Source organism: Christiangramia fulva (assembly GCF_003024155.1).
Taxonomy (GTDB): domain Bacteria; phylum Bacteroidota; class Bacteroidia; order Flavobacteriales; family Flavobacteriaceae; genus Christiangramia; species Christiangramia fulva.
On sequence record NZ_CP028136.1, the window covers coordinates 1,862,840 to 1,878,145 of the forward strand.

The 15,306-nt window shown below is 41.1% G+C and carries 11 protein-coding genes; all 11 read left to right on the forward strand.

The genetic code is table 11. The features are described 5' to 3' along the window. Positions 1 to 80: 80 nt before the first annotated feature. Positions 81 to 662, forward strand: coding sequence for a Holliday junction branch migration protein RuvA (ruvA, locus tag C7S20_RS08570; protein WP_107012092.1), 582 nt, complete (start codon positions 81 to 83; stop codon positions 660 to 662). Between the two features lie 5 nt (positions 663 to 667). Further along, the gene (sov, locus tag C7S20_RS08575; RefSeq protein ID WP_107012093.1) at positions 668 to 7,825 is read left to right on the forward strand and encodes a T9SS outer membrane translocon Sov/SprA; all 7,158 of its coding nucleotides are present in this window, start codon (positions 668 to 670) and stop codon (positions 7,823 to 7,825) included. Positions 7,826 to 7,887: 62 nt separating this feature from the next. Continuing rightward, a complete protein-coding gene (gene gcvH / locus C7S20_RS08580) occupies positions 7,888 to 8,268 on the forward strand; it encodes a glycine cleavage system protein GcvH (protein WP_107012094.1) in 381 nt (126 codons plus the stop codon). Continuing rightward, positions 8,258 to 8,653, forward strand: coding sequence for a VanZ family protein (locus tag C7S20_RS08585; protein WP_227009136.1), 396 nt, complete (start codon positions 8,258 to 8,260; stop codon positions 8,651 to 8,653). Before gcvH ends, C7S20_RS08585 begins: the two co-directional genes overlap by 11 nt. A 37-nt stretch (positions 8,654 to 8,690) precedes the next feature. Beyond that, positions 8,691 to 8,882 (forward strand): hypothetical protein, encoded by a 192-nt coding sequence (locus tag C7S20_RS08590; RefSeq protein ID WP_107012096.1) that lies wholly within the window; start codon positions 8,691 to 8,693, stop codon positions 8,880 to 8,882. A gap of 353 nt (positions 8,883 to 9,235) precedes the next feature. After that, entirely contained in the window at positions 9,236 to 9,958 is a 723-nt protein-coding gene (locus tag C7S20_RS08595) for an energy transducer TonB (protein WP_107012097.1), read from the forward strand. Positions 9,959 to 10,072: 114 nt separating this feature from the next. Then, a complete protein-coding gene (locus tag C7S20_RS08600; RefSeq protein WP_107012098.1) occupies positions 10,073 to 12,208 on the forward strand; it encodes a gliding motility protein RemB in 2,136 nt (711 codons plus the stop codon). Between the two features lie 88 nt (positions 12,209 to 12,296). Beyond that, a complete protein-coding gene (cyoE, locus tag C7S20_RS08605; protein WP_107012099.1) occupies positions 12,297 to 13,199 on the forward strand; it encodes a heme o synthase in 903 nt (300 codons plus the stop codon). Continuing rightward, positions 13,190 to 13,771, forward strand: a complete 582-nt coding sequence (locus C7S20_RS08610; protein WP_107012100.1) for a cytochrome c oxidase subunit 3 — start codon at positions 13,190 to 13,192, stop codon at positions 13,769 to 13,771. The genes cyoE and C7S20_RS08610 overlap by 10 nt, the downstream gene beginning before the upstream one ends. A 45-nt stretch (positions 13,772 to 13,816) precedes the next feature. Next, positions 13,817 to 14,797: a cytochrome c oxidase subunit 3 gene (locus C7S20_RS08615; protein WP_107012101.1), complete on the forward strand. Its 981-nt coding sequence runs from the start codon at positions 13,817 to 13,819 to the stop codon at positions 14,795 to 14,797. A 17-nt stretch (positions 14,798 to 14,814) separates the two neighbouring features. Continuing rightward, the gene (locus C7S20_RS08620; RefSeq protein WP_107012102.1) at positions 14,815 to 15,177 is read left to right on the forward strand and encodes a cytochrome C oxidase subunit IV family protein; all 363 of its coding nucleotides are present in this window, start codon (positions 14,815 to 14,817) and stop codon (positions 15,175 to 15,177) included. The last annotated feature ends 129 nt before the right edge of the window (positions 15,178 to 15,306 follow it).

Sequence of the window (15,306 nt, forward strand, 5' to 3'; positions counted from 1 at the left end):
CAGGGGGGTTAGTAAAGCAGCAGGGTATTTTTGACTTTGGTTTATTTTACTACATTTGATGCAGAAGCTAAGTTTTTTTCATGATTCATCATTTAAAGGGGCAATTAATTGAAAAAAATCCTACCCATGTCGTTATAGATTGTAACGGGGTAGGTTATACGGTAAATATTTCACTTCATACATTCTCACTGATTCCCGATTCGGAAGCAATTAGTCTTTTTACCTATTTACAGGTGAAGGAAGATTCACATACGCTCTACGGATTCATGGACAAGTCGGAAAGGGAGATCTTCAAATTGCTCATTTCGGTTTCCGGAGTGGGGAGCAGTACCGCCAGGACGATGCTTTCTTCCCTTACGCCTTCTGAAGTTTCTGAAGCTATCGCCAGTGAAAATGTTGCGGTTATTCAAAGTGTAAAAGGAATTGGTTCAAAGACTGCCCAACGTGTTATTCTTGATCTAAAAGATAAGGTGCTAAAAGTGATGGGAGATACTGAAGTTTTGGCCTCTCCGAACAATACTGGCGGGGAAGAAGCGTTATCTGCTTTAGAGATCCTGGGTTACAACCGGCGCCAGGCCGGTAAAGTTGTGGAGAAGATTTTGAAGGAGGAACCCGGCTCTTCCGTAGAATCAATTATAAAACTGGCTCTTAAAAAGCTGTAAAAACTTTGAGGAACAACTACTCGAAACTGTCGGTACCAGCTCAACTCAGCTTCCTGATACTACTGGTAATATCCTTCAGGGCCGCTGCACAGCAAACGCCTCAGGATTCCACCCGTACCGGCTACGTTCTGGGGCAGATAAGCCTTCCCGATCCTGAAAGTATTGTTTCCAAATACGAATACGACCCTATTCTTAACCGTTATTTTTATAAGCAGGAACTTGGTGATCTTGAACTGGGCCTGCCTTTAATGCTTACACCTGAAGAATTTGAAGATCTGGTAATGCAGGAGGAAATTCAGAATTATTTTAAACTGAAGAATGATGCCCTAAGCGGAAGAAAGGAAGGTGCCGAGGAAATCAGGAAAGATCTTTTACCAGATTTCTATGTGAATAGTAACTTTTTTGAAAGTGTCTTTGGAGGTTCTGAAATTAATATTGTTCCGCAGGGTTCGGTAGAAATGGATCTTGGGCTTCTGTTTACAAAACAAGATAACCCTGCGTTTTCTCCACGCAACCGTCGCAACCTTACCTTTGATTTTGACCAGCGGATAAGTTTAAGCCTGCTGGGTCAGGTAGGGAAGAGACTTCAGATAACGGCTAATTACGATACTGAATCGACCTTTGATTTTGAGAACCAGCTGAAACTGGAATACACTCCCAATGAAGACGATATTGTACAGAAGATCGAGGTAGGAAATGTAAATATGCCTCTCAACAATGCTCTTATTCAGGGTGCGCAAAGCCTTTTCGGGTTTAAAACAGAATTACAGTTTGGGAAAACCAGGATTACAGGGGTATTTTCTGAACAGAAATCCGAAAGACGAACGGTAAATGTGGAAGGAGGCGCCACCGTGGAAGAATTTGAAAAATTCGCACTGGATTATGATGCCGACAGACACTTCTTCCTTTCCCAATATTTCCGGGATCATTATGATGAGGCTTTAAAAAATTATCCTTTCATAAACTCGAACATACAGATCAAACGAATCCAGGTTTGGATCACCAACCGCACAAATAATATTCAGAATATTACCGATACGCGTAATATTGTGGCGATTCAGGATTTGGGTGAATCTCCTGTACCGGGGAATATAGGATTGCCAAATCCCCCCGTTGGATTTTTTAACGTTCCTGCCGGAGCATACCCCGATAATACCAATAACGATTTTAATCCATTCGGGATCACAGGTCCCGGTGAAAGTGTTCTCACGCCGGCTATTCGTGACATAGCAACGGTAGATAATGGTTTTAGCGGCTTACTGGTGACCGAAGGTACCGATTACGTGAAACTGGAGGCCGCACGCCAGTTAAAGCCAAATGAATACAAACTAAATACCCAGTTGGGATATATCTCCCTGAACCAGCGACTCAGCAATGATGAGGTGCTCGCAGTAGCCTTTCAGTATACCATTAACGGAAAAGTTTACCAGGTAGGTGAATTCGCCAATGACGGAGTGAATTCTACAAATACACAGCAGCAGCAAAATCCGCAGCCCGGCACCAATCCTCGGGCAAATCAGAACCTGGTGGTGAAAATGCTTAAAAGTACCATCACCAATGTTAATGAGCCGGTTTGGGATTTGATGATGAAGAATATTTACAGCCTTGGAGGCTACCAGCTGGAAAGGGAAGATTTCAGAATGAATATCCTGTATACCGATCCTCAGCCACTTAATTATATCAAACCGGTTGAAGGAACCACCCTGCCTGCAGATGTAAGTGAAACGCCCCTGCTTCGTGTTTTCCATCTGGATCAATTGAACAGCAATAACGACCCAATTAAAGAAGGGGATGGATTTTTTGATTATGTGCCGCAGATAACTATCGATCCGCAGAATGGGAATATTATTTTCACCACAGTAGAGCCTTTCGGAAAACATCTTTTCGAAAAACTTGATCCCACGCCGAATTCTGGGGGTGAAGAATATGAACTTCCTGCCACCTGGAACGAAAATCAGAAAAAATATGTCTTCCGTGCCATGTACACGACGACTAAAACACAAGCCGAGCTGGAGGAAGCCGATAAGAATAAATTCGAAATGAAAGGCCGTTATAAATCTGCTGAGGTCGAGGGAATTCCGATAGGTTTTAACCTGCCGCCGGGATCAGTCACCGTAACAGCAGGGGGGCGTGTGCTTCAGGAAGGTGTAGATTATGTAGTGAATTACGAGCTGGGACGCGTTCAGATTTTAGATGAAGCCTTATTGGCGTCAGATATTCCCATACAGGTAAACACCGAAAATAATGCGCTTTTCGGGCAGCAAACAAAAAGGTTCACAGGTATTAATGTAGAACATCAGTTTAATGAGAATTTCCTCATTGGCGGTACTTTTATAAATTTGAAGGAAAGACCGCTTACCCAAAAGGCAAATTACAGCTACGAGCCCATCAATAACACCATTTTTGGCCTAAACTTTAATTACAGCACAGAGGTCCCTTTTCTTACCCGACTGGTAAATAAACTCCCCAATATAGATACCGATGTGAAGTCGAATGTTTCTGTAAGGGGTGAATTTGCTTATTTGCTGCCGGGTGCGCCTGCAGTAAGTGATTTTGACGGCAAGGCGACCACTTATATCGATGATTTTGAAGCAGCTCAAACTTCAATTGATATCAATAATCCGTTGAGCTGGGAACTTTCCAGCGTACCGCTTGGTTTTGGGGGAGAACTCGCCAACGGAGATGTGAAATCTGGATTCCAGAGAGCGAAAATGTCCTGGTACACCATAGATCCTGTGTTTTATACCAACAATCGTCCCGCTGGAATTACCGATTCTGATATTTCTACCTATGCAGGGCGACGCGTGGCAATGAGTGAGATCTTTCCTAATACCGATGTGGTGCAGGGTCAGCCACAGGTGGTTTATACAATGGATGTGGCTTATTATCCAAATGAACGAGGGCCTTATAATTTCAATCCTGCAGCTGCGGGAAATGGAAATTTGCCAAATCCGGAGAAGAATTTTGGAGGGATCATGCGTGCCATCAATACCACTAATTTTGAACAGTCGAATGTAGAATACATTCAGTTTTGGGTGATGGACCCTTATATTTATCCCGAGAATTCCAGCAGCAATGGCGGTACTATTAATTTCAATCTCGGAAATATTTCTGAAGATGTCTTGAAAGACGGAAGAAAGCAGTATGAAAACGGACTTCCGGAAGGAGAGGGGGAGGCCAATGTGATCAATACTTCCTTTGGAAAAGTTCCTGCAGACCAGTCGCTGGTTTATGCTTTCGATAGCGAAGGAGCTGCGCGAAAGATGCAGGATGCTGGTTTTGATGGAATTCTGGATGAAGAAGAAGCTACCATGTTCCCAGATTTTGCCAATTTCCCCGATCCTGCTGCCGATAACTATGAGTATTTTCTTAACCGCGATGGAAATATCGTGGAAAGGTATCGTGATTATAATGGAACAGAGGGCAACTCTCCCACGCAGGTATCAGATACCAACCGTGGGAATACAACCCTTCCAACGGCTGAAGATATGAACCGGGATAACACCATGAATACCATTAACAGCTATTTTGAGTATAAGGTGCCGTTCTTCCCAGGAATGAATATCGATAACAACGAATATATTACCGATGTAAAAGAGCTTACCACCACCCTGCGCAATGGGCAGCAAATGCCGGTAAGATGGCTTCAGTTCAAGGTGCCTATTTTTGAACCTACCGATTCAAAAGGGGGAATTTCCGATTTTCGATCCATCCGCTTTATGCGTATGTTTTTATCAAATTTTCGAAATCCCATCATTTTGAGATTTGGTACCATGGATCTGGTTCGGGGCGATTACCGCCGCTATACACGAAGCCTTTATGAAGACGAGGCGCAACAGGATAACCCGAATACTTTATTTGAAGTAAATGCCGTTAATATTGAAGAAAATGAGAACCGTCAGCCTATTCCGTATGTGCTGCCTCCGGGAGTTCAAAGAGAACAATTGTACGAAAGCAATACGAGTATCAGGCAAAATGAACAGTCATTATCGATAAAGGTCTGCGGCCTTGAGCCACAGGATGCGCGGGCAGTGTATAAAAATTTCCAGATCGATATGCGTCAATATCAGAATTTGGAGATGTTCCTTCATGCTGAATCCCTTGTCAATCAGCGGGCTTTGAAGGATGGCCAGCTGGTTGCTTTCGTAAGAATAGGAACTGATTTCACTGATAATTTCTACCAGATAGAAATTCCGCTTTCGGCTACACAATTCGGAGCTTCCACAGCTGAAGAAATCTGGCCGGAGGTAAACCGATTGAATTTGAACCTGGATCTTCTTCAGCAGGTAAAAACAGCCGTTCTGGGAGATCCTTCACTTAATTCCCTGGAACTGAATTTCTTTACCGAAGACCTGGAGCAGATCGATGCCCAGGACCCTTATGAAATGGGACGCCTGCGACTGGGAGTAAAAGGAAATCCGAGTTTTGGAAATGTGAGGCTACTAATGCTTGGGGTGAAAAACGGAACCAATATTGAAGGGGTCACCGATCTATGCGGCGAAGTATGGTTTAATGAACTTCGACTTTCCGACCTTAAAAACCAGGGAGGTTGGGCCGGAGTGGTAAGTATGGATAGTAACCTTGCCGATTTTGCAAATATTTCGGCAACAGGGAGGAGGAGTACCGTTGGCTTTGGAAGTATTGAACAGGGGCCAAACCAGAGAAGCCGCGAAGATTTGCAGCAGTATGATATGGTGACGAATGTAAATATGGGACAGCTGCTCCCACCAAAATGGGGTGTTAAGATTCCGGTGAATTATAGTAGAGGTGAAGAGCTTATCACTCCTAAATATGATCAGGAATATCTGGATCTGGAATTAGAGACAAGATTGGCTGGTATTGTAGACCCTGTTGAAAGGGAGCAGGTTAAAAAGCAATCACAATCTTATACAAAGCGTCAGAGCATAAATGTGATAGGTTTAAGAAAAGAACGAACCGGCGAAGGAAAACCCATGCCCTATGATGTGGAAAATTTTGTTTTCACCACTTCATATAACCAGATAGAACATCGTGATTTCGAGGTGGAAGAAAGCCTAAATCAAAGTGTACGGGTTGGCGGAACCTATGAATATAATTTTCCGAAAGCCACGCTGGAACCTCTTAAAAAAGTTGCAGTTCTCGATAGCAGCGACTATTTGGCCGTTCTTCGCGATTTCAATTTTAATTACCTGCCCACTAATATTAATGCCAGCACTAATATTTTCAGGCAGTATAACGAACAGAAATTTCGCTCTCTGGATCTCACTAACCAGGATATTGGTATTCCCACTCTTTATCAGCGAAATTATCTTTTTGACTGGCAATATGGAATAAATTACAATATTACTCAGTCCTTAAGTTTTGCCTTTAATGCCAGTAATAATCGTATTATAAGGAATTACATAAATGAGAACGGATTTGCAAATGACAGCATCGGCTTGTGGAACGACTTTTTTAATATTGGAGAACCTGACAGGCATTATCAAACTTTACAGGTAAATTATGAAGTGCCCTTTAATAAGATCCCGGTGCTTAAGTTCATCAAAACAACCTATTCTTATACGGGAGATTTCCAGTGGCAGCGAGGTTCCAGAATATATCAAACCCTGGAAGGAATTCCCAATATAGGTAACAGCGTTCAGAATTCTAATACCCACCAGATCAGTGCCAGTTTAAATTTGCAGGATCTTTATGATTATGTGGGACTTGTAGAGAAGAAGAACAAACAGGTAGGAACGAGTATAAAAGAAAGAAGTCGCGGGGTTCCAACCCTTGGGCCACCCGACCGGAAACAGGAACAGAAACCACAACCCCAACCTGTGGACAAGAGCCATAAAACCTATAATACTTTTGTAAATATCGTAACAGGAATAAAAACGCTCCAGGTAAATTACCGAAATAGCCAGGGAATTTATCTTCCGGGATATACCGAGAGCGTAGGTTTTATGGGTACCGTAAAACCGACCTTTGGTTTCACCCTCGGTTTTCAGGATGAAATTCGATATATGGCTGCCGAGCGTGGATGGCTGACCCTTTTTCAGGACTTCAACCAGCAGTATTCTTCTGTAAAAAATGAGCAACTGGATTTCCAGGCTGGAATTGATTTGCTGCCAGACCTCACTGTTGAATTAACCGGACGAAAAAATTACGCTGAAAATTATTCTGAAAATTATAAGGTAGATCCGGTAACCATGGAATATCAGCCATTGACGCCCTATACCTACGGAAATTTCAATATTTCAACTATACTCATAAAAACGGCCTTTAATCAATCTGCTGAAACTTCTTCGGTCAATTTTGAAACCTTCCGTGAAAATAGGCTTGAAATTGCCAGAAGACTTGCTGTGGAAAGAGGTCTGGATCCTAACAATATTGATGAAGATGGATTTCCTGTAGGAATTGGTAAAAGCAACCAGGCAGTCTTGCTGCCCGCTTTTATTTCGGCTTATTCCGGAAAGGATCCCGGTAGTGTAAGATTGGGACCATTCCGCGACACGCCACTTCCTAACTGGACCTTAAAATATACCGGTTTGATGCGCATAAAATGGTTCAGGGACAAATTCAGAAGATTTTCTGTGTCTCATGGTTATCGATCAGATTACACCCTGAACCAGTTCCAGACAAATTTAGATTATGATCTGGAAAATCCCGAAGAGGTGAATCAGGCAGGAGATTTTAAAAATCCTATCCTTTATTCCGGGGTGGTGCTTACCGAATTGTTTACACCCCTGGCCCGAATCGATTTTGAAACCAAAGACAATATTCAAATACTTGCCCAATTAGATAAAGATCGTTCGCTGGCGTTCAGTTTCGACAATAATCTGCTCACCGAATACAGCGGAAATAAATACACTGTTGGCCTGGGATATCGCATAAAAGATCTCAAAATAGCAACCAGCCTGGGCGGTAAAAGCCGAATTCTTAGCAGCGACCTTAATTTCAAGGCCGATGTTTCTTACCGGAAAAACAGAACAATTGTTCGTTATCTGGATCTGGCAAATGCGCAGACGATCTCAGGGCAGGATATCTGGGCTATTAATTTCACCGCAGATTATGGTCTCTCCCGAAACCTGACCGCACGTTTTTATTACGACCATAATTTCTCAAAATATGCTGTTTCTACAGCTTATCCCCAAACAACAATACGTTCGGGGTTTACGCTTATATATAATTTCGGAAATTAGTGCCCGCATATTTGAACAATTCCAGTAAAAAGCTAACTTTGCCCATCCTATAAAATGAGATTATGAATATTCCTCAAGAATTAAAGTACACAAAAGACCACGAATGGGTTAAAATAGAAGGGGATACCGCTACCATTGGAGTGACCGATTTTGCTCAGGGCGAATTGGGAGACATCGTTTATGTAGAGGTAGAAACCCTTGATGAAACCCTTCATAAAGAAGAAGTTTTTGGTACCGTTGAAGCTGTAAAAACGGTTTCAGATTTGTTTATGCCAGTTTCCGGAGAGATCATCGAATTCAACGACAGCCTCGAAGATGAGCCTGAAAAGGTAAATAACGATCCCTATGGAAAAGGCTGGATGATCAAAGTGAAACTTTCTGAGCCTTCAGAAATAGAAGAACTTTTAACTGCAGAAGAATATAAAGAAGTAATTGCCAGCTAGAATTTTTCTTTTTCTTTCGTCCGCCTACACCTGCCTGATACTTTGGTTGTCATTGACGCACCTGGGTAAGATAAGTATTGCGGGCTTTAACCCAACAGACAAAATGCTCCATGCCGGAGCATATTTGTTTTTAGCACTTTTATGGGAGTTTTATATCCTCTTAAAAAGAAAGGATTTTAAACAATATCGCGCCAATGTTTTATGGGTGGCGCTGGCCTGTTTCATTTTTGGTATGTTAATTGAGGTTTTACAGGGAACGCTCACCAGTTATAGAACGCCAGACTGGTTCGATATTTTGGCTAATTCTACTGGTATTGGTCTTGCTGTTTTGATTTTTTTGGGATTTGCATCCCTTTTGAAAAATTTGAAACAAAAGCTGGGTTAATCGTTTTTTAGTAAAATCTTTTGTAATTAATTCAATTATGGAGCCCGGGAAAAATCCTGAAACACACCTGAGTCGGAAGTGGATCCTTTTTTTACAAATAGGATTCATTATCGTACTTTTTCTAACCCTTCAGGCCATTCAATGGGAGTCCAAACGCGACAAACGCCAGAGCACTACCAGATCTGGTGAGGAACCTATAGTAGAAGAGACACTTACGCTCAACCATTAAAGAAACACATAGAGCAAAACCAGACTACCGTGTAATTTGAGGCTTTACTGGTACAAATTTTGTTATAATTATTAGTGAATAAATGGGGTGGGGCGATAGAATAGATAAAAATATTTAGGTCTACTCTGCCATTGTTGAGAAAGAAAGCGAAAATTTAAAAATTCCGGCATAGTGGAAAAACAAGGAAGAAAACCAGTTCGCTTTTCGTATTAGATGCCGATTCGCTTAAAAGTGCAGAACTGATAATGAACGATTTAAAAATAATCGTTATTTTTAAAAGCTTATTATTTCAGATAAGTTTAGTTTTTTAGAAAAAATCTTTATTTTAGCAACCCTTAACAATATAACGCATTATGGAACCTAAGAAAAATCCTAAAGCTGATTTAAACAGAAACAGAGTGCTTTTTCTGCAGCTGGGCCTTATTCTTGTTCTTTTGATCACGTGGAGAGCCATCGAATATAAAAATTACGATGCCCAAAAGATCGATATAGGGCAAGTAAACATGGATGCCCTTGAAGAAGAAGACGTGCCAATTACTGAGATGCAGAATACTCCGCCGCCACCGCCACCGCCACCACCGGCACCAGAGGTGATCGAAGTGGTAGAAGATGAGGAAGAAGTAGAGGAAGATGAGATCCAGTCTACAGAAACCAATCTTGATGAGATCGTGGAAGTACAGGAAGTGGTTGAAGCACCAGTTGAAGAAGAGGTAGAAGATGTTCCATTTGCGGTTATTGAAGATGTACCAATTTACCCTGGTTGTGAGAATCTAAAGAACAACGATCAGCGAAAAAAATGTATGAGTGAAAAGATCAGCAACTTTGTAAACAAGAATTTTGATACTGATCTTGGAGCTGAACTTGGTCTTAGCGGGATTAACCGTGTAATCGTCCAGTTCAGGATTGATGAAAAAGGGAATATAGGTCAGGTGAGAGCACGGGCTCCACACCCAAGACTGGAACAGGAAGCCGTTCGAGTGATCAATAATTTACCTAAGATGAAGCCTGGTAAACAACGAGGAAAGCCTGTTGGTGTAATGTACTCATTGCCAATTGTCTTTAAGGTTCAGGACTAAAAGAAAAGCATATATAAATATCAAATCCCGGTTTTGCCGGGATTTTTTATTTTACCTAAGCTACGCCTTAGGAGAAAAAATGTATATTTAGCCGTAAAATGTCCCAATACAAACATGAAGTATCTACTACTTCTCTTATGCCTTTTTCAAAGTCTTCGGTTCGTAGCACAGGAAAATGCTTTACCTTCCGAACTCTATCCTGAATTTGAACAATGTAAGGACGTGAATTACTCCGGTAGGGAGTTTTGTTTTCGCAGGACCCTTATTTCTGAAATCCTTTCTAATTTTAATTTACCTGAAATTGTTAAAAAAGACCAGTATCGCGGGGAAATAACAGTGATCTTTGAAGTGAGTGAAGAAGGTAAGTTCGAGCTTATTTACCAGGATGCTGCTTATGAAGAGCTGAAAGATGAAATGAAAAGGGTTTTTGAAAAAATGGCTGTAGTGAAACCAGCTACTTACAACGGCAGGCCCATCCATATGCAGTTCAAAACCCGAATTCAAATTCCTTTGGAAAGAAACACACTCGAGGCAAAGGAAGTGAATCTTGAGAAGCAGGAAATTTCTATAATTTCAGAAGAAAACTCTAAAAAAGTATATTCTGAAAACAGGAATTCTCTTGAAGAATATGCTGATATACGATCTGAAGAATTTACAAATCCGAGGTATGAAAGTCAGATAAATATTCCGTTTTCCCATGAATTCTATAGCAGGTTCGACGCAGAGATTAACCGTGTAGGAGCCAATTTTCATTCAGCTTCCAAGCCTTTACTTTTTGGAGATGTCAATAATTACTATGATTTTAAGGAGCATCGCCGGGATTTGCTTAAGCAGAAATCTTCCTGGGGTGGACGAAAACTATGGAACGAACACCTGGTGCGTTTTCAAACCGATGATTACTGGTTTACTTTAGATCCTGCCGTAGATCTTCAGATTGGAAAAGATTTTAATGACAGTGAACACGATTTTACCTATAACAATACCCGCGCTGCGATCATTCAGGGTGGTTTAGGCGAGCACTTTAATTTTTATTCAGTTATTTACGAAAATCAGGGGCGTTTTGCTGCTTATTATAATCGTTTCGCTGAGTCGATTCGTCCGGCTGGTGGCGATCCGGCCATTATTCCGGGCCGTGGCATCGCAAAGACCTTTATGAACGATGGCTATGATTATCCTGTCGCGGAAGGATATTTGTCTTTTTCACCTTCCAAATTTATCAATATTCAGTTTGGTCATGGAAAGAATTTTATTGGAGATGGTTATCGGTCTCTCATACTCAGTGACAATGCGTCGCCTTATCCTTATTTGAAAATCAACACGACTTTTTGGAAAATAAAGTACACCAATACCTGGATGTCTTTGCGCGATGTACGGCCTGATGTAGTCAATAGTGGTTCTTATCGAACAAAATACATCGCGAATCATTATCTAAGCTGGAATACTACCAGAAGGCTCAACCTGGGCTTTTTTGAGTCAGTGATGTGGGAAAATGATAATGGCCGCGGTTTCGATCTGAATTATCTGAACCCTGTGATATTTTACCGCGCCATCGAATTTGCCACCGGTGCTGATGGGGGAAATGCTATAATTGGCTTAACTGGAAAATATAAATTTTCTGATCATTTTTATGCATACGGACAGTGGCTTATCGATGAATTTTCCTCAGTTGATGTGGTTGGTGGGGAAAAAAGCTGGAAGAACAAACATGGATTCCAGTTAGGAGCCAAATATTTTGACGCTTTCAATGTGCCTGATCTTTATCTCCAGGCAGAATATAATCAGGTGCGGCCTTATACCTATTCCCATAACTCCATTATTCTTAATTACGGCCATAACAATCAATCTATGGCGCATTTATGGGGAGCAAATTTCAGGGAATTCATTGGAATAGCGAGGTATAAAATTGATCGCTGGTACGGAAGCGCCAAAATGATCTATGGAAAGCGTGGTTTTGATTTTGTCAATGCCGGTGAAAAAACTAATTATGGCCAGGATATTTACAGAACCGAAGATGACCGGGTATATGAATATGGCGTGGAGATTGGCCAGGGAAATACCACAAGGTCATTTTACAGCGAACTCGAAGCAGGTTATCTGGTAAATCCCACTACAAACCTGAAGCTTTACGCAAATTTCATTTATCGCAATTTCAATCCTCAGGTCGATACCATGACCCAATTTGATAATTCTACAGTTTGGATCAACTTTGGGTTAAGAACAGATATTTTTAACTGGTATTTGGATTATTAAGGATTTTTCTTTCTAAAAAATTAACGTGAAGCCTTCCTTGCCAAAACCCAATTAAGGAGTATCTTTGCGCCAGTTAAAAAATAGCTTTTTGGGCAGCACGCGCGTACATACTTCCACCGCATCAATTCTGACTGATTTTAAGGAAATTACCAAGATGAGACTCGCTATTAGCGTTGTCTTTTCTTCGGTTGCAGGTTATTTTCTCGGCGCCGATAACATCGATTTTGTCGTGGTATTTTTGCTTGCGGTTGGAGGATATCTGATGGTGGGAGCTTCAAATGCCTATAACCAGATTATTGAGCGACGACTGGATGCGCTGATGGACCGCACAAAAAATCGTCCACTGCCGGCAGGTCGCATGTCGGTTACCACCGCTTTTATTATTGCAGTTGTTTTTACTGTTTTGGGAATTATAGTTCTATATATTATAAATCCTAAAACGGCGATGTTTGGTGCGATTAGCATCTTTTTGTATGTGAGCGTTTACACTCCCTTAAAAACCAAAACTCCGCTTTCAGTATTTGTAGGAGCATTTCCTGGAGCTATCCCATTTATGTTGGGATGGGTGGCCGCGAGTGGCCATTTTGGTATTGAACCCGGAACTTTATTTATGATACAGTTTTTCTGGCAGTTTCCACATTTCTGGGCTTTAGGTTGGTGGTTGTATGATGACTATAAGAAAGGCGGATTTTTCATGTTGCCAACTGGAAAAAGGGATAGGGGAACGGCCATCCAGATTGTTCTCTACACTTTATGGACCATAATGGCTTCACTCATACCGGTTTTCGGGGTTACAGGAAAATTATACATCACTCCTTTTTCAGGTATGATCATCCTGTTTTTAGGTTTGGGAATGCTTTATTATGCTTTTAGATTGTTCAGGGAAAAGACTGCTGCTGCTGCCAGGAAACTCATGTTCGCCAGCGTTTCATATCTAACGCTGCTCCAAATAGTATACGTATTGGATAAATTTATTAGAGAATGGATTTAACAGAAGGATCAGACAAAAAAAAACACGGCCGTGCCAAAAAGATGATGCTTTGGTTCGGTATCGTAAGTATGGCAATGACCTTTGCGGGCTTGACCAGTGCTTATGTGGTAAGTAAAAATCGCCCTGACTGGCTTACAGATTTTCAACTTCCCATTTCTTTTTTATGGAGTACAATAGCAATTGTATTAAGTAGTCTTACTTTATACCTTAGCAAGAAAAGCATTTTAAAAGGAAATCGCCGTAACGCTTCGGCACTGCTTATAGGAACTTTCCTCCTGGCGATTACTTTTGTGGTCTTCCAGTTTTATAGTTTTTCTGAAATTATTGCCCAGGGATACTACTTTACCGGAAGTGAAAGTACAGTAACCACCTCATTCATTTATATACTGGTATTGGTGCATTTAGTGCACCTGGCAGCGGGAATGATAGTTCTTTCAGTGGTAATTTATAACCATTTTAAACAACGCTACAAAGCAGGTCAAATGCTTGGATTTGAGCTTGGTGCGATTTTTTGGCATTTTGTCGATTTTCTATGGGTATACCTGATTTTGTTTTTATATTTCTTTAGATAATAAAATTGCGTATTTTTGCGCATCTTTTAATTTTAAAACACTTCTATGGAGGCTACTGTTGTGAGAACAGGCACAGAAGGAAAGACCTGGGGCGGTGGAAATGAACCGCTGAAGGCCAGTTACGGAAAAATGATGATGTGGTTCTTCATCCTTTCCGATGCGTTGACTTTCTCGGGATTCCTTGCCGCTTATGGTTTTTCAAGATTTAAATTTATTGATTCCTGGCCAATAGCCGATAACGTATTTACTCACTTTCCATTTTTACATGGCGTAGATGCGCCCATGTATTATGTGGCATTCATGACCTTTATTCTGATTTTTTCATCAGTAACAATGGTTTTGGCCGTAGATGCCGGTCATCGCATGAAGCAGTCAAAAGTGATCCTGTACCTTTTTCTTACCATAATTGGTGGTCTTATCTTTGTAGGCTCACAAGCCTGGGAGTGGACTAACTTTATCCAGGGAGAATATGGGGCAGTGGTGACCAAAGGTGATAATATTCTCCAGTTTGTGAATGGTGAAGGTGAGCGAGTGGCCATAGATGCTATTGGTGTTCCTATCTCCGGTGGCCGAATTGAACATCAGGAAAACAACGGCCTTTGGTTTGAATCCGGTGCGGGCTTGCCTACCTATACTCTTGCAGAAGTGAAAGCAGGTTTCATGCAAAATGAAGATCTTTTTATAAAGACTCAAAGAACCATGGAAGATGGAACTAAAGAGATCCTGACCAGGCAACAGTCTATTGAAGTCTTGCAAAATGATGCTGTGGGAATTGTGGAAGGTGCTAACCTGGAGCATAATGAATACGGAGCTCCGCTTTTTGCTGACTTCTTCTTTTTTATTACTGGTTTTCATGGTTTCCACGTATTCTCAGGGGTAATAATTAACATTATTATTTTCTTTAATGTCATTATAGGTACCTATGAAAGAAGAGGTACTTATGAAATGGTAGAAAAAGTGGGTCTTTACTGGCACTTTGTAGACCTTGTTTGGGTATTTGTTTTCACCTTCTTTTATCTTGTTTAAATTAGTATTTAAAGATTATGGCTCACGATACAACAGCAGCGGCTTCATCAAACGCTAAACGAATCTGGACAGTATTCGGGATTCTTTCTATAGTTACCACTGTAGAGGTTGCCCTTGGTATTATAAGACCTGAATTTTTGGAGCATACCTCATTCCTTGCTATGAAACTCCTTAACTGGATCTTCATTATACTTACCTTGTATAAAGCATATTATATTGCCTGGGCTTTCATGCATATGGAGCATGAAACAAAAGGCCTCAGAAGGGCTGTTGTCTGGACCGCTCTGTTCCTAATTACCTACCTGGTCTTTATTCTTTTAACAGAAGGTGATTATATCTATGAAGTCTACAAAACAGGCCAAATTGCCTGGGACTTCTAAAAAAGTTAAAAAGCATTCAAAAGGCGGTTTTCTTAAACCGTCTTTTTATTTTTGTAGCCCCTTGTAAAACAGGATTTTTTAGTTGAAATTTATCCGAAACAGCACAGCTTAAATCTGCAAATCGGTGAA